Origin of the sequence: Asticcacaulis sp. W401b, assembly GCF_046503825.1 — a bacterium.
Lineage (GTDB): Bacteria > Pseudomonadota > Alphaproteobacteria > Caulobacterales > Caulobacteraceae > Asticcacaulis.
The window spans coordinates 289,284-304,917 of record NZ_JBKFEE010000004.1; the positions used below are offsets into that span (position 1 = coordinate 289,284).

The 15,634-nt window shown below is 58.3% G+C and carries 13 protein-coding genes; 10 read left to right on the forward strand and 3 right to left on the reverse strand.

The genetic code is table 11. The features are described 5' to 3' along the window. Positions 1–3 precede the first annotated feature (3 nt). The 3 genes from ACK8OE_RS11180 to fabD all read right to left on the reverse strand — a co-directional run bounded on the left by ACK8OE_RS11180 (position 4) and on the right by fabD (position 2,130). Positions 4–243: an acyl carrier protein gene (locus ACK8OE_RS11180; protein ID WP_013480251.1), complete on the reverse strand. Its 240-nt coding sequence runs from the start codon at positions 241–243 to the stop codon at positions 4–6. A 171-nt stretch (positions 244–414) separates the two neighbouring features. Next, positions 415–1,155 carry a 3-oxoacyl-[acyl-carrier-protein] reductase gene (gene fabG, locus ACK8OE_RS11185; RefSeq protein WP_410272574.1) on the reverse strand — a complete coding sequence of 247 codons (741 nt, stop codon included), beginning with the start codon at positions 1,153–1,155 and terminating at the stop codon, positions 415–417. Positions 1,156–1,185: 30 nt separating this feature from the next. Next, positions 1,186–2,130, reverse strand: a complete 945-nt coding sequence (fabD, locus tag ACK8OE_RS11190; protein ID WP_410272575.1) for an ACP S-malonyltransferase — start codon at positions 2,128–2,130, stop codon at positions 1,186–1,188. A 206-nt stretch (positions 2,131–2,336) separates the two neighbouring features. Here fabD and ACK8OE_RS11195 point away from each other — a divergent pair, with 206 nt between their 5' ends. The 10 genes from ACK8OE_RS11195 (at position 2,337) to glnA (ending at position 15,609) form a co-directional block, all read left to right on the forward strand. Then, entirely contained in the window at positions 2,337–4,286 is a 1,950-nt protein-coding gene (locus ACK8OE_RS11195) for an alpha/beta hydrolase family protein (protein WP_410272576.1), read from the forward strand. Between the two features lie 50 nt (positions 4,287–4,336). After that, entirely contained in the window at positions 4,337–6,280 is a 1,944-nt protein-coding gene (locus ACK8OE_RS11200) for an alpha/beta hydrolase family protein (protein WP_410272577.1), read from the forward strand. A gap of 251 nt (positions 6,281–6,531) precedes the next feature. Next, positions 6,532–8,361: an alpha/beta hydrolase family protein gene (locus ACK8OE_RS11205; RefSeq protein WP_410272578.1), complete on the forward strand. Its 1,830-nt coding sequence runs from the start codon at positions 6,532–6,534 to the stop codon at positions 8,359–8,361. Positions 8,362–8,486: 125 nt separating this feature from the next. Then, complete coding sequence (locus ACK8OE_RS11210) at positions 8,487–9,014, forward strand: peroxiredoxin (RefSeq protein ID WP_410272579.1); 528 nt, start codon at positions 8,487–8,489, stop codon at positions 9,012–9,014. Between the two features lie 281 nt (positions 9,015–9,295). Then, positions 9,296–9,670, forward strand: coding sequence for a 30S ribosomal protein S6 (rpsF, locus tag ACK8OE_RS11215; protein WP_013480245.1), 375 nt, complete (start codon positions 9,296–9,298; stop codon positions 9,668–9,670). A gap of 12 nt (positions 9,671–9,682) precedes the next feature. Then, complete coding sequence (rpsR, locus tag ACK8OE_RS11220) at positions 9,683–9,961, forward strand: 30S ribosomal protein S18 (protein ID WP_013480244.1); 279 nt, start codon at positions 9,683–9,685, stop codon at positions 9,959–9,961. Positions 9,962–9,973: 12 nt separating this feature from the next. Further along, positions 9,974–10,558: a 50S ribosomal protein L9 gene (rplI, locus tag ACK8OE_RS11225; protein WP_126423882.1), complete on the forward strand. Its 585-nt coding sequence runs from the start codon at positions 9,974–9,976 to the stop codon at positions 10,556–10,558. A 442-nt stretch (positions 10,559–11,000) separates the two neighbouring features. Then, positions 11,001–13,460 carry a TonB-dependent receptor plug domain-containing protein gene (locus ACK8OE_RS11230; protein WP_410272580.1) on the forward strand — a complete coding sequence of 820 codons (2,460 nt, stop codon included), beginning with the start codon at positions 11,001–11,003 and terminating at the stop codon, positions 13,458–13,460. A gap of 361 nt (positions 13,461–13,821) precedes the next feature. Then, a complete protein-coding gene (locus ACK8OE_RS11235) occupies positions 13,822–14,160 on the forward strand; it encodes a P-II family nitrogen regulator (protein ID WP_013480241.1) in 339 nt (112 codons plus the stop codon). 42 nt (positions 14,161–14,202) lie between these two features. After that, on the forward strand, positions 14,203–15,609 hold the full coding sequence (gene glnA / locus ACK8OE_RS11240; protein ID WP_410272581.1) for a type I glutamate--ammonia ligase: 1,407 nt from the start codon (positions 14,203–14,205) through the stop codon (positions 15,607–15,609). Positions 15,610–15,634 lie beyond the last annotated feature (25 nt).

Here is a 15,634-nt window from a genome sequence, read left to right on the forward strand (position 1 = left end):
AGATTAAGCGGAGAGCTTTTCCTGAATGTAGTTGACGGCGTCGCCAACGGTCAGGATGTGCTCAGCCGAGTCATCAGGAATTTCGATGTCGAATTCTTCTTCGAAAGCCATGACCAGCTCAACGATGTCGAGGCTGTCGGCTTCCAGATCGTCGATGAAGCTTGCCTTTTCCGTGACTTTATCCGGATCAGCGTCCAGATGATCAATCACAATCTTGCGAACACGTTCAAGAACTTCAGACATATCAGGCCCTCTAACAGGTTATATAAACACGACCCAAAGCGGCTTATGGCTTTGCAGGGGCCGGGTATCGGAATCTAAGCCAACTGCCTTTTATGCACACACTGTGCAGGTTTCAAGCCATTTTCAGCGGGCCGAAAGGCAGTCTTTCACAACAAAGACGTGATGGCAGGGTTAAATCATCACCATGCCGCCGTTCACGTGCAGGGTTTGACCCGTAACGTAACCGGCTTCATTGCTGGCGAGATAGACGGCGGCGGCGGCAATATCAGCCCCTTCGCCCAGGGCACCGGCCGGGATTTTCGACAGGATACCTTCGCGTTGCTGCTCATTGAGCACATCGGTCATCGGCGAGGCGATGAAGCCCGGCGCGATGCAGTTGACGGTGATATTGCGCGAGGCGACTTCCTGCGCCAGCGCCTTGGAGAAGCCGATCATGCCCGCCTTTGAGGCCGCATAGTTGGTCTGCCCCGCATTGCCCATGACCCCCACCACCGAGGTGATGCCGATGATGCGACCGTGGCGGCGCTTCATCATGCCCTTCACGGCGGCACGCGACAGGCGGAAATAGGATTCGAGATTGACCTTGATCACCGCGTCCCAGTCCTCATCCTTCATGCGCAGGATCAGGCCGTCCTTGGTAATCCCCGCATTGGCCACGAGGATGTCGAGCGGCGAACCGGCCACCGCCTCGGCCTTGGCGATCAGGCCATCGACCTCAGCCGGGTCCGACAGGTTACAGGCGGCGACGAAGGCGCCTTCGCCCAGCTCGGCGGCCAGTTCCTGAAGCACGGCTTCGCGCGTACCGGACAGCACGACCTTGGCCCCTTGTTTATGCAGGGCGCGGGCGATCTGCGCCCCCAGCCCGCCGGTGGCCCCGGTCACAAGCGCCGTCTTGCCGGTCAGTTCAAACATAGGTGTCTCCTGTGAGAAGGAAGAATAAAATCAGAGGCTCTTGGCAAACGCTTCAAAGTCCGCCGCACCGTTAAGCGCCACGGCCTCGGAGTCGGGGGCCAGACGCTTGATCATGCCGCTCAGCACCTTGCCCGCGCCAAGCTCGGCAAACTGCGTCACGCCGCCATCCTGCGCCAGCCACTGCACCGACTCGCGCCAGCGCACGCGGCCGGTCACCTGCTCGATCAGCAGCGGCGCAAACTGCGCCTTGTCGCCGACCGGCTGGGCCGTGACATTGGCCACCAGCACGGACTTCGGGTCATGGAAGCTGGTCTTGGACAGGGCCTCAGCCATTTCCTCGGCCGCCGGCTGCATCAGCGGGCTGTGGAACGGGGCAGACACATTGAGCAGCATGGCCTTGGCCCCCAGTTCCTTGGCTTTTTCGACCGCCAGATCGACGGCTGCCTTTTCACCGGAAATCACCACCTGCCCGGCATTATTGTCGTTGGCCACGACGACCACGCCTGCCGCACGCCCGGCTTCGCAGGCGGCTTCGGCCAGGGCCAGATCGGCCTTGGCCCCGATCAGGGCCGCCATAGCGCCCTGCCCCACCGGCACGGCGCGCTGCATGGCCTGACCGCGCAGTTTTAGCAGTCTGGCCGCGTCCGCAAGCGTCAGCACCTCCATCGCGGCCAGCGCCGAATATTCGCCCAGCGAGTGACCGGCGCAGAAAGCGGCCTTCGACACATCGACGCCGAAATCGGCCTTCAGAACCCGTACAACCGCCAGCGAAACGGCCATCAGGGCGGGCTGCGCGTTTTCGGTCAGGGTCAGGTCGGCTTCCGGGCCTTCGCGCATCAGCCTGAGCAGGTCCTGCCCCAACACCTCGTTGACTTCGCCGAAGACCTCACGGGCAGCCGCGAAATTATCGAACAGCTCGCTCCCCATGCCGACGCTCTGAGAGCCCTGTCCCGGAAAAACGAATGCCAGAGTCATGTAATGCCTTGTCCCGACCAGTTAATTGGAGCGGCATGGGTTAGGGCAATCCGCCCCCAAGGGCAAGAGGCTTGCGCCCCGCCCCGACGGACACCGCTGATCTGATCGACATGAAAAACGGTTGTAGGTGACCGCAAATATTCGTAAAGATAGAAGCGTTAAACAAGCGGCCGGGGCCGTCCAGAGGGGAATATAAGGGGGATTTCATGCGCTTATTGAAAAGCAGCGTCTTTGCGGGCGTTCTGGCAATCAGCGCCTTTTCGGCAGCGGCCGAGGCCGATCCGGCAAACACGCTGGGCGCGCCACCGCCGCTCACCGCGTTCAGTAAGCTTCCTGATATTGATAAGGTCGCCCTGTCGCCCGACGGGAAGCGCATAGCCCTGATCAAGGGGCTGGGGGCGCAACGTCTGTTGCTGGATATTGACCTTGAAAAGGATGAATTCAAAGCGCTGAAGGTCGGCGATGTGAAGGTCCGCTCCCTGTTTTGGGGGGATGAGACGCGCATCATCCTGATTTCGTCGCAATCAGTGGATCTGCGCGACTTTGTCGGCGGCAAGGATGAGTATTATTCGGGTCAGATACTCGATTTGCCGCGCAACAAAACCTTAACCCTGTTTGGTAAGACGGACGGTTTTTATCGTATCGTCATGGGCGATTATAACCGCATCAAGGTCAAAGACGCGTACCGGGTTACCGCCTCCAACGTCAAGATTGAGGGCGAAGGCCTGCGCAGTCTGTATAGTTTCGATCTGAATACCGGACGCGGGCATCAGATGGACGAAGTGCCCTATCATGTCCAGAACTGGATCGTGCGTCCGGATGGCGAGATCATGGCGCGGGCCGAATATGATCGTGACACCAGGGTGTGGACGCTGCGTTACCGGCAGAATGGCAAGTATCGTGCGATCTACTCGGAAAAGCAGTTGCTGGACGCGCCGTCTCTTGTGGGACGCGGCCGCGATGACGAATCGGTGCTGGTCTATATCAATGCTGGCGAAAAGGCTGGCAACTATTACGAAGTCTTCCCGGATGGCCGGTTCAGCGAGCCTCTGGATACCAAGGGCAGCAATGTCGGCACCTTCTATCATCCGGCAACGAGAAAGCTGGCGGGATTTATAAACTACACCCCCGATGGCCTCGCCTATACCTTCTTTGCCCCTGATCTGGCCAGCCTGCCACGTCTGATCGAAAAAGGGATGCCAGACTATACCTATCGCAGCCTTGTGGACGTTTCGGATGATGGCAAAAAGATTATTGTCTATGGCGAAGGCCCTGGCGATCCCGGCTCCTACTACTTTATCGACTACACCACCAGAAGCTTCAAGATCGTAGGGCAAACGCGCCCCGAAGTGCCTGCAGAATGGGTCGCCGAAAAACGCAAGGTGACCTATAAGGCGGCAGACGGGCTGGAGATTAACGGCTATCTGACCCTGCCGCCGGGTCGGGAAGCGAAAAACCTGCCGCTTATCGTGCTGCCGCATGGCGGGCCCGAGTTCTATGACGACATCAGCTACGACTGGATGTCTCAGGCCATCGCCTCGCGCGGCTATGCGGTCCTGCAACCCAATTTCCGCGGGTCCAGCGGCTATGGGGAGGCCTTCACCGAAAAGGGCTATGGCGAATGGGGGCGCAAGATGCAGACCGACCTGTCGGACGGCGTGCGCTATCTGGCCAAGGAAGGCACGATCGACCCCAAGCGGGTGTGCATCGTCGGTGCCTCCTACGGTGGCTATGCGGCCATGGCGGGTGCGGCGCTCGATCCCGGCGTCTATCGCTGCGCCAGCGGCATTGCGCCCGTCACCAATCTCAAGAAGATGATTTCTTACGAAGAAGAGTCCGTCGGCTATGATAAAAAGGCTCGGAAGGTGCTCTACTGGAAGCGTTTTCTGGGCGATGAAAGCCGCTGGGCGGAGGTGTCTCCGGACCTGAAAGCGGCCAATGTCACCATCCCCATCCAACTGATCCACGGCAAGGACGACACGGTCGTGCCGATTGACCAGAGCTACCGGATGCGCGACGCCCTGAAAAAAGCCGGTAAGCAGGTGGATCTGATCCTGCTGAAGGAAGAGGATCACTGGCTGTCGCGTGAAACGACCCGTGTGCAGACCATGGATGCCGTCGTCAGCTTTATCGAAAAGCACAACCCGGCCTATTGACAACGGTGTTTCCAGAATTGACGTTTTTAGCAGGCATATTGGAGGGTGGTATGTCGCCCCTATCTTTAAATCGTCGCCATTTTATGGTGACAGGTGCGTCGATAACAGCCCTATTGGCAACAGGCGCGCGGGCGGAAACGAATCCGCTGGGACCTCCGCCGCCCCTAACGCTTTATGGTGACCTGCCTGCCATTGATCATCTGGATCTGTCGGCCGATGGTGGAAAAATCGTCATGGCTTCGGGCCGCGGAACGGCACGCAGCCTGATCGTATATGATCTGCAAAGCCAGAAGGCTGCAAAGCAGCCGATCGGTGACATAAAACTCAGATCCGTCTCATGGATAGATAAATCTCATCTTTTGATCGAGAGTTCCCTGACCTCAACGCTCGCCATGTTCAGTGACGTACAGCAGGAGCTTTTCACAGCCATTGCGCTAAACTACGAAACAGGCAAGGCGCGGTCCATATACGGAAATATGGCAGACTATTTCCCCGTTCTGGGCTCCGATGCGTCGGTTATTCGAACGGATAAAAAAGCTTACGTACTGGCGGGCGGCATAACCCGCGTAAAATATCTACGCATTCTCAATCGCTTTGATCCCGAAACGGGCAATGCCTCTCAAGTGGACGAAGGGGGCCCCGACACCACGGACTGGGTGATCAATGCGGAAGGCGGGTTGGTGGCGCGGGAAAACTACCGCCGCGAAACCTATACCTGGAGCCTTGAATTGAACCGGGGCGGCTGGAAGACCGTTATGACAGAAAAGGCTGAACTCGATTACCCCAGCCTCGTCGGACTGGGGCGTAGCCCTCAAACGGCGGCTATCTATTTCAATCAGGGAGACCGTGCCAACCGCTATTACGAAGTGACTCAGGATGGCACCCTGACCCCTATGTTCGAGGACGCCAAAGGCAGTATCAGCCTTCTGAGGCACCCCAAAACACATACTGTGGTCGGGTATGCCACGCACGGGCACTGGGTGAAATATACCTATACCGATCCACAACTGGCGTCGCTTGCTGCACAAACGGCCAGGATTTTTACCGGCTACCGGACTTCGATAGTCTCACTGGCCGACGACTGCCAAAAGGCCATTATCTATTCCGAAGGGCCCGACGATGCAGGCACCTATTTCTTTGTTAATTTCGAGACGGGCGAAAATGTACGTCTTGGGCAAGCCTATCCTGATCTGCCGGCCGCATGGATCACTGAAAAAGTACCGTTTACCTATAAGGCCTCGGATGGTCTGGAGATTGAGGCTTATCTAACGCTCCCGCCGGGCCGCTCACCGGAAAAACTGCCTTTGATTGTTCTGCCCCATGGAGGCCCTCAGTCGCGCGATACACTGGGCTTTGACTGGAGCGTCAACGCCTATGCCTCGCGCGGATATGCCATCCTGCAACCGAATTTCCGCGGCTCAGACGGCTATGGAGACGCCTTCGTCGAAAAGGGTTACGGCGAATGGGGCCGAAAGATGCAGACCGACCTCAGTGACGGCGTCCGCCATCTGGCAGCCAAGGGTATCATCGACCCCTCCCGCGTCTGCATTGCCGGTTACTCCTATGGCGGGTACGCGGCTATGGCTGGCGCAGCCTTCGATCCCGGTATTTATCGCTGTGCAGCCTCCTATGGGGGGGTGTCAGATCTGCGCAGTATGATGGTGAGTGAAGGTAAGCAGTCTGGTGACAGAAACAGCCACGCGATCCGTTATTGGAAACGTTACCTTGGCGATCCTGCGAAATGGGACGCTGCTTCCCCGCTACGCAACACCGACAAGGTGACCATACCGCTACTGTTGATACATGGTAAGGACGATACGGTCGTCGATTACATGCAGTCCAAACTGATGGCGGAAGCTTTACAAAAGGCCGGCAAGCCGGTCGAACTTGTAACCCTCAGCGGTGAGGATCATTGGCTGTCGCGCAGCGAAACACGCCTCACCATGCTGACTGCCATTGTCGCCTTTATCGAAAAGCACAACCCGGCCTATTAGCTTTACGTCCGAGAGCACACGACTTTAGCAAAAAAGCGGTGCTTGTATGCTTGAGTTGACATATAGTTTCTTCGTGAGGGGACTTTGTTAAGGGGAAAATCATGCCATTTATCAATCGTCGGCACGCTATGGGTCAGCTTTTGTCCGCTAGCAGTCTGCTGACTGCTGTTCCGCTGGCAGTAGACGCTTCTACGGCGAGGGCGGCTGAGTCCCCTCGGCCGGCCATATCAGTGTACGGACGGTTGCCCGACATGTCTGAGGTCACGCTATCGCCGGACGGCAAGCGGGTGGGCTTTATTAGGAACATCAAGGGGCAGCTGGTCCTGATGGATTACGAGATCACGTCCGGCAAGCTGAACTTCATGCCCATCGCGGACATGAAGGTGCGTGATTTGACATGGGCCGACAATGATCGGTTACTCGTGACATCCTCCGTGACGGCTGATCTGGTCAGATTTATCGGAGACAAGAACGAATATTCGCGCGCTCATATCGTAGATGTAAAAGCGCGTACCTCTTTGCTGCTTTACGAAAATCTGAAGGACTACTACCCGATAGTCATAGGCAGCCTTGGGCGCATTTCGATCAACGGTAGACCCCATGTGACCGCCTCGAACGTGCGGTTTGGCGCTGAGGTTTTTTACAGCCTGTTGGCTTTCGACACCACCACAGGCCGTTACACTAAAATGGATGAAGGAAAGGAACATGTCCTTAATTGGGTTTATAAACCCGACGGCACACTAATCGCGCGTTCGGAGTACAAGCAGAGCGAAAAATTGTGGCGCCTGCGCTATCTCAACACCCTGTGGACCACCATTTACGAAGAGGTGTTCGCCGAACTGGAGCGTCCGTTCCTGGTTGGACGAGGTCGCGCTGAAGACAGTCTGCTGGTCCGGTTTAACGGTGGCAAGTGGGACGGAAAATATATCGAATTTTCACGAGACGGTATACCGAGCGAACCAACCACACTTACAGGAGACAATGTGTCTCCTCTCATTCATCCAGCTACAAAACGGCTTGTCGGTTTTGTAAGGCGCAACCCTGAAGGCAATGAATACGAATTTTTTGACCCATTGCTCGAAAAATTGCATAATGAAACCAATGCTCTGCTCGAAGGCAGTACCGTCACGCGCGTAATGTCGCGTGCGGATGATCCCCGTAAGCTGATTGCCTACAGCGAAGCCGTTGACGACGCCGGAAGCTATTACTTCATCGACTTCACGACCGGCCAGAATAAGCTGGTAGGACAAACCCGTGCGGATTTGCCGGCCGAGTGGATCGCCCCCAAAAGCGAACTCACCTACAAGGCAGCAGACGGCCTCAGCATTCATGGCTATCTGACTCTGCCCCCGGCCCCGGCGCTCAAGGGCCGTGACCCGAAGAACCTGCCCCTGGTGGTTTTACCGCACGGCGGTCCGCAAAGTGCTGATGAGATCGGTTTCGACTGGTGGTCACAGGCACTGGCCTCACGCGGATACGCTGTGCTGCAACCGAACTTCCGTGGTTCCGACGGTTACGGTCAGGAGTTTGTCGAGAAGGGCTACGGTGAGTGGGGTCGCAAGATGCAAACCGACCTCAGCGATGGTGTGCGCCACCTCGCAAAGGAGGGCATTATAGACGCCAGGCGCGTTGCCATCACCGGCGCCTCCTACGGCGGTTATGCGGCCATGGCGGGGGTAACGCTCGACCCTGGAATCTACCGCTGTGCGGTAGCTGTAGCCGGCGTATCCAACCTGAAGGCCATGATGGACTGGGAATTCAAGGAAACAGGTCGCCGACTAAGCCCAACGCTTCAATACTGGAATCGCTTTATGGGCGACAAAAGCCTGTGGGACGCTGCGTCCCCTGATTTGCACGTGGACAAATGCGATGTCCCGGTTTTGCTCATCCACGGTAAGGACGACGATGTGGTCCCGATAGAACAAAGCCAGCGTATGCAAAGAGCTATGCAAAAGGCCGGGAAACCGATAGAAATGCTCGTCCTTGCCGGTGAGGATCACTGGCTGACCACAGAAGCGACACGCCTTCAGATGCTTGAAGCGACCATCGCCTTCCTTGAAAAGCATAACCCACCAGCCTGAGACGATTCTGACTTGCAAAGCGCAAGCTCTTAAGTTGCGATAAGCAAGTCAAATCCGGTTGGATTATCTGAGCCAAGGGCGGCAAACCGTCGTATAAGGCGTTACAAATTCAATGGAGACGTCCCATGATCACCCGTGCCGCTCTGATTGCCGCCGCCTTCTCCCTCACCGCCGCCTCGCCCGCCCTTGCCGCGCTTAAGGTGGGCGACAAGGCTCCCGACTTCATGGTCAAGGCCGCCACCAATGGCAAGGTTCATGATTTTTCGCTGAAATCGGCCCTGAAGCAGGGCCCGGTGATCGTATACTTCTATCCCAAGGCCTTTACCGGTGGCTGTTCGCTGGAGGCGCGTCAGTTCTCCGAGAACATGGACAAGTTCGCCGTCAAAAAGATCAGCGTTGTGGGCCTTTCGGCGGATGATGTGCCGACGCTTCAGAAGTTCTCCACCGCGGACTGCGGCGGCAAGTTCCCGGTGGGCTCCGACAAGGGGGCCAAGATTGCTGAAAAATACGACGCCAAGCTGCCCGCTGTGCCCATGTCGGGCCGCGTATCCTACGTGATCGGCAGGGATGGCAAGATCGCTTTCGTGCATGACTCGAAAGACGCTGCCACGCACGTACCCAGCCTGCTGGCCGCCGCGAATGGCCTGAAATAACGGCTTTTCAGAACCGTAATCGCGTCAAAACGCGGCGAAACGGGTGTGTTTCGAGAACCGGCGCGCAGCTTAACTTTGTACGTGAGCACCGGAAGCGCAGAAAATGCCCGTTGCAGACCGTTTTCACGCGATTACCGAGACTTGATTATGCGGGCGTTATAGACTATAGCGCCCGCTTCGCTTGCGTGGTGGTCATCCCTCATTGTGAGGAGCCATGATCCATCGTGTGTCCGGGACTTCCGCCCGAATGCGCGCCACCCCGCTCAACGGAAGAGGACCAAATGGCACTTTATGAACACGTCGTGCTCGCACGGCAGGACATTTCGCCGCAACAGGCGGAAGGTCTCAACGATACCCTCAAGGCGCTGATCGAAGAACTGGGCGGCTCGGTCGCCAAGATCGAATACTGGGGTCTGCGCAACCTCACCTACCGCGTGAAGAAGAACCGCAAGGCGCACTACTCGCTGCTGGCCATTGATGCGCCGGCCGCCGCCGTGAAGGAAATGGAACGTCAGTTGTCGATCAACGAAGACGTCATCCGCTTCCTGACCGTTCGCGTCGAAGAGCTGGATCTGGAACTGTCGCCGGTTCTGTCGCGTCGTGACCGTCCGGAGCGCGCTGAGCGTTCCGAACGCGCTGAATTCGCTGAGCAATAAGGAGATCTGAAGATGGCTGAAGACACTATCGCCGCCACTCCGGGCGCTCCCGTCGGCTCCGCTCCGGCTCGTCGTCCGTTTTTCCGCCGCCGCAAGGTGTGCCCGTTCTCCGGCGCCAACGCCCCGAAGATCGACTACAAGGACGTGAAGCTGCTGCAACGCTACATCTCCGAGCGCGGCAAGATCGTGCCGTCGCGCATCACCGCTGTGTCGCAAAAGAAGCAACGTGAGCTGGCCAAGGCCATCAAGCGCGCCCGCTTCCTGGCACTTCTGCCCTACGTCGTGAAGTAAGGAGACGCACCCATGAAAGTTGTTCTCCTGGAACGCGTTGAAAATCTGGGCGTTATCGGTGACGTCGTGTCGGTGAAGGACGGCTTTGCCCGTAACTTCCTGCTGCCGCGTCACAAGGCCCTGCGCGCCACGACCGCCAATCTGAAGTTCTTTGAAGCTCAGAAGGAACAGATCGTCGCCCGTAACGCCGCCGCTCGCTCGGCTGCCGAAACGCAAGGCGCCGAACTCGACGGTCAGCAGTACGTGATCATCCGTCAGGCGGGTGAAACCGGTCAGCTCTACGGTTCGGTCACCGGCCGTGACGTCGCCGACGCGGTCGCCGAAACCGGCGGCAAGGTCGAGCGCAACCAGATCGTTCTCGACACCCCGATCAAGACCCTCGGCCTGCACACCCTCAAGGTGCGCCTGCATGCCGAAGTCACGATCTCGATCACGGTCAACGTCGCGCGTTCGGCTGAAGAGGCCGAGCGTCAGGCCGCGGGCGAAAACGTTATCGCCTCGCAGTTTGAAGAAGACCGTCTGGCTGATGAAGCCGCCGCTGCCGACCTTCTCGAAGGCGGTGCCGGTCAGGCCATCGAAGAGTCGTACGAGTACTAATCGATCCTTTAAACGGTCGAAAGAAACCCCCTGAGTCCCGCACTCAGGGGGTTTTTTCGTGTCTGCTCGCCAACACGGCGCCAGCCCCCTCATAAAAACGTCACATTTCGGCAACGTCACGACGGTATCTGTCGTCTCGCATACGAGAACGTCCCTTTTCTGAACGGTGTCTAAACACCGCTTATTTTTGACACCTCAGATAATTCCGGAAACCTCCAGGATAAAAGGCGCTCTAAAATCATCGTTATAAAATTTTGACGCATGCGTCACAAAAGCGCGTTACACGGTTTGAGGTCTTCCGCACCTGATCTGAAGGCCCAAACCCGGCGTCTTCACATGTGACAAACTTGTGTCAACACTCACCTGAGCGACGGGCATCCCATGCCAGTCTGACTGGCGAAGCGCCTTCGCCAAACCCGTTTCCAGCTCAGAGTGGTGCCCTATGACCTTATCCACGCGCAAACTCCGTCTCCGCCAACGCCTGCTGAAGGTGAGCAGCGTTATCGCCCTCTCGCTTTCGGCCTCACCCCTGCTGACCTCGACTGCTCTGGCCCAGTCCGCCGCCGAGGAGGCCACCGAGGTCGTGGTGACCGGGTCGCGAGTCAAACGCTCAAAGCTCGAAACCCTCGCCCCGGTGGACGTCATCAAGAGCGAAACCCTTCAGAGCATGGGCTCGACCGAGCTGGCCGAGGGTCTGTCGCGTCTGGCCCCCTCCATCTCCTTCCCGCGCCCGGCAGTCACCGACGGCACCGACAGCGTGCGCCCGGCGACCTTGCGTGGCCTGAGCCCGGATCAGACCCTCGTCCTGATCAATGGCAAGCGCCGTCACGCTTCGGCGCTGGTCAATATCAACGGCTCTGTCGGGCGTGGTTCGGCGGCGGTCGATCTCAACACCATTCCCGAAGCCGCACTCGGCACCGTCGAAATCCTGCGCGATGGCGCTTCGGCGCAGTACGGCTCCGATGCGATTGCCGGCGTGATGAACCTGCGCCTGCGCGAAGCGTCCAGAGGCGGCTCTGTCACCCTGTCTGGCGGCTATTACAACACGCGGGTCAAGACGGCCAACACCTGGTATAACCGCAGCGATGGCGAAAGCCTGTCTCTGAGCGGCTGGGTCGGCCTGCCTCTGCTCGACGACGGCTTCCTGACCCTTTCCGGTGAATATAAAGACCGCAAACCCACCTCGCGCGGCGGCCTCGATACCCGTGTCACCCCGGCAGCCATCAAGTCGCGCTATGGCGACCCGCAGGAGCGCGGCCTGACCCTGTTTGCCAATGCGGGAAAGGCAATCAATGATGTGTGGTCGGCCTATGGCTTTGCCGGCTATCAGGACCGCCGTAACGACAGCGCCGCCAACTACCGCAACCCGACCAATTCCGGCAATGTGGCTGCCATCTATCCGGACGGCTTCCTGCCCATCATTCAGGTCCACACCAAGGACATGTCAGCCACAGGCGGGGTGAAAGGCAGCCTCGGTGGCTGGGATGCCGATTTCAGCCTGACCTTCGGCGACAACAAGCTGGATTACGCAACGGCCAATAGCGTCAACGCCTCTTACGGCACGGCGTCGAAGACGTGGTTCTATTCAGGCTCACTCGACTACAGCCAGACCGTCTTCAATGCCAGCTTCGTCCAGCCCTTCGACATCGGCCTGTCTAAGCCGCTAAACGTAGCCTGGGGCCTTGAAGCGCGCGGCGAAACCTACAAGATCAAACAGGGCGAGGAGCAGTCGTGGGCCAAGGGGCCGCTCAGCGCGCCGCAGGGGGCTCAGGGCTTCCCCGGCCTGTTCCCGCAGAACGTCGCCGATGTGGACCGTCACAATTTCGGGGCCTATCTCGACCTTGAAACCAGCCTGACCGAAAAGCTGTCAGGCAGTATCGCCGTTCGCTACGAGGACTATTCCGATTTTGGTGATAACACCTCGGCCAAGATCGCCGCGCGTTACGACTTTACGCCCGCCTTCGCCATCCGCGGTTCGGCCTCGACCGGCTTCCGCGCCCCGTCCCTGCAACAGCAGTATTTCTCTTCGACCGCCACCAATTTCGTCAGCGGCGTCCCTCTGCTGATCACCACCTTCCCGGCCACCAGTTCGGTCGCCAAGGCGCTGGGGGCTGCGCCTCTGGAGGCTGAAACCTCCAAAAATCTGGCGCTGGGCTTCGTCTTCCACAGCGGGCCGTTTGAGCTGACCCTCGACACCTACAAGATCGAAATCGAAGACCGCATCGTCCTGACCGAAAACCTGATCGGCCGCAGCGGCACAACCATCACCAACCAAGGCGTCTTCAACCTCTTATCGCCCTATGGGGTGGATGCCGCCCGCTTTTTCATGAACGGTGTGGATACCACGACCAAGGGCATCGACCTCGTGGCACGTTATCGCCTGCCTGCAGCAGGCTTCGGAACCTACGATTTCAGCCTCGCCTATAACCACGGGGAGACGGATATCGACCGCTTCCCGGCCATCAACACGCTGTCGAGCCTGCCCTCGCCCCCGGCCCTGTTCGCGCGCGTCAATCAGAACCTGTTGTCCAGTTCGACGCCGGAGGACAAGCTGAACGCGGCCATCGACTGGAAACTGGGCAAGTGGTCGGCGGGCGTGTCGGCCGTTTCCTACAGTTCGGTTCTGGTCGCGCAGTCGAACGCCGCCTTCGATTTTGAAACCGGCGACAAGACGGTGGTCAATGTGTCGGGCAACTACAAGTTCGACAACGGCGTCACCTGGGCCGTAGGCATCGACAATATCGGCGACGTCTATCCCAATCAGACGCCACTGACGACGCTCTCAGGCACACTGACGCCGACCGCCAGCACGCAATATAACGGCGGTGCCGCCTTCAGCGCCCGCTCACCCTTCGGCTTCAACGGGCGCTATCTCTACACGCGCCTCACCAAGTCGTGGTGAGCCAGACCGTCTGCCGTATGGTCAGGCCCCGTTCTCAACGGCGGGGCCTTTCAGGGCTTCCGGAGCCTTTTTTGCCGCGGGTTTCGTTTTAAACTTTACCTGATCAACGACTGCATTTAATTTCAGGCGCAATCATATCGGGTTGCGCTGCGCCTATAAGCAGACACCCAAAAAGGGAAATCAGCTAACAGGCGTATTTTCCTTTTGAATTCGCTCTCGTCTGGGTCTAAAGGCAGGATGGGTGCGCTCACGCATCGTAATAAATCTTTACAGTCAAGTGAGCTGTTTCACCGGAATCTGGCTTGCATTCTGTCGCAATGCAAAAGATTTTCGCTGTTAACGGTCGTGATCAGGATTGCTCATGAAAAAGATCGAAGCTGTTATCAAACCTTTCAAGCTGGACGAAGTGAAGGAAGCCCTTCAGGAAATCGGCGTGCAGGGTATGACCGTTCTGGAAGCCAAGGGCTACGGCCGCCAGAAAGGACATTCCGAACTCTACCGGGGTGCGGAATATGTTGTTGATTTTCTGCCGAAGATCAAAATTGAACTCGTGGTTGCCGACGATCTGGCACCGGCCGCACTTGAGGCCATCCAGACCGCGGCGCGCACAGGCAAGATTGGCGACGGCAAGATTTTTGTGAGCGACGTCATTGATGTCGTTCGCATCCGCACCGGGGAGTCCGGACCGCAAGCGGTCTGATCCTCCCCAAACTACCCAACCAAAAACCCAGGGCGTCAAAAAATGACCGCAGCAGACATTCTCAAGCTCATCAAGGAAAAGGACGTCAAGTACGTTGACGTTCGCTTCACCGACGTTCGCGGCAAGATGCAGCATGTGACCTTCGACATCGATCTCGTCGATGAAGACTTCCTCAATGACGGCACCATGTTCGACGGTTCGTCGATCGCCGGCTGGAAGGCCATCAACGAATCCGACATGAAGCTGCGCCCGGACCTGAAGACGGCCTATATCGACCCCTTCTATCAGCAGACCACCCTCTTCCTGTTCTGCGACGTCATCAATCCGGACACCAACGAGCCCTATAACCGCGACCCGCGCTCGATCGCCAAGAAGGCGCTCGCCTACGTGCAGTCGGCCGGTATCGGCGACACCGTCTATTTCGGTCCGGAAGCCGAATTCTTCCTGTTCGACGACGTCCGCTGGTCGATCGCCCCGAACAACACTGGCTTCTCCTTCGACTCGTCGGAACTGCCGATCAACTCGGCCAAAGAATACGCCGAAGGCAATATGGGTCACCGTCCGGGCCCGAAGGGCGGTTACTTCCCGGTCAACCCGGTGGACTCGTGCCAGGACCTGCGTGGCGAAATGCTCGCCGTCATGGGCGAACTGGGCATGGAACCGGAAAAGCACCACCACGAAGTGGCCCCGGCCCAGCACGAGCTTGGCCTGAAGTTCTCGGACATGCTGACCATGGCCGACCGTACCCAGCTCTACAAGTACGTCGTGCAGAACGTCGCCCACGCCTATGGCAAGACCGCGACCTTTATGCCGAAGCCGATGTTCGGTGACAACGGTTCGGGTATGCACGTCCACCAGTCGATCTGGAAGAACGGCAAGCCGCTGTTCGCCGGCGACAAGTATGCCGGTCTGTCGGACCTGTGCCTGTGGTACATCGGCGGCATCATCAAGCACGCCAAGGCCATCAACGCCTTCGCCAACCCGACGACCAACTCCTACAAGCGTCTGGTTCCGGGCTACGAAGCCCCGGTGAAGCTGGCCTATTCGTCGCGTAACCGCTCGGCCTCGATCCGTATTCCGTGGGTCTCCTCGCCGAAGGGCAAGCGTATCGAAGCGCGCTTCCCCGATCCGCTGGGCAACCCCTACCTGACCTTTACCGCCCTGCTGATGGCCGGTCTGGACGGTATCGAAAACCGTATCGATCCGGGCCCCGCGGCCGACAAGAACCTGTACGACCTGCCGCCGCAAGAGCAAAAGGCCGTGCCGGAAGTCTGCGGCAGCCTGCGTGAAGCCCTCGACAACCTCGACAAGGACCGCGCCTTCCTCAAGAAGGGTGGCGTGTTCGACGACGACTTCATCGACGCCTACATCGAACTGAAGATGGAAGAAGTGATGGCCTTCGAACTGCGTCCGCACCCGATCGAGTTCGAGATGTACTACAAGGGATAAGCTGAACATCTCCCTGCAAAGGGTT

Excerpts from the sequence above, each read along its gene's own strand:
- ACK8OE_RS11180 (WP_013480251.1), bottom strand. The coding sequence starts at position 243 with ATGTCTGAAGTTCTTGAACGTGTTCGCAAGATTGTGATTGATCATCTG.
- fabG (WP_410272574.1), bottom strand. The coding sequence starts at position 1,155 with ATGTTTGAACTGACCGGCAAGACGGCGCTTGTGACCGGGGCCACCGGC.
- fabD (WP_410272575.1), bottom strand. The coding sequence starts at position 2,130 with ATGACTCTGGCATTCGTTTTTCCGGGACAGGGCTCTCAGAGCGTCGGC.
- ACK8OE_RS11195 (WP_410272576.1), top strand. The coding sequence starts at position 2,337 with ATGCGCTTATTGAAAAGCAGCGTCTTTGCGGGCGTTCTGGCAATCAGC.
- ACK8OE_RS11200 (WP_410272577.1), top strand. The coding sequence starts at position 4,337 with ATGTCGCCCCTATCTTTAAATCGTCGCCATTTTATGGTGACAGGTGCG.
- ACK8OE_RS11205 (WP_410272578.1), top strand. The coding sequence starts at position 6,532 with ATGTCTGAGGTCACGCTATCGCCGGACGGCAAGCGGGTGGGCTTTATT.
- ACK8OE_RS11210 (WP_410272579.1), top strand. The coding sequence starts at position 8,487 with ATGATCACCCGTGCCGCTCTGATTGCCGCCGCCTTCTCCCTCACCGCC.
- rpsF (WP_013480245.1), top strand. The coding sequence starts at position 9,296 with ATGGCACTTTATGAACACGTCGTGCTCGCACGGCAGGACATTTCGCCG.
- rpsR (WP_013480244.1), top strand. The coding sequence starts at position 9,683 with ATGGCTGAAGACACTATCGCCGCCACTCCGGGCGCTCCCGTCGGCTCC.
- rplI (WP_126423882.1), top strand. The coding sequence starts at position 9,974 with ATGAAAGTTGTTCTCCTGGAACGCGTTGAAAATCTGGGCGTTATCGGT.
- ACK8OE_RS11230 (WP_410272580.1), top strand. The coding sequence starts at position 11,001 with ATGACCTTATCCACGCGCAAACTCCGTCTCCGCCAACGCCTGCTGAAG.
- ACK8OE_RS11235 (WP_013480241.1), top strand. The coding sequence starts at position 13,822 with ATGAAAAAGATCGAAGCTGTTATCAAACCTTTCAAGCTGGACGAAGTG.
- glnA (WP_410272581.1), top strand. The coding sequence starts at position 14,203 with ATGACCGCAGCAGACATTCTCAAGCTCATCAAGGAAAAGGACGTCAAG.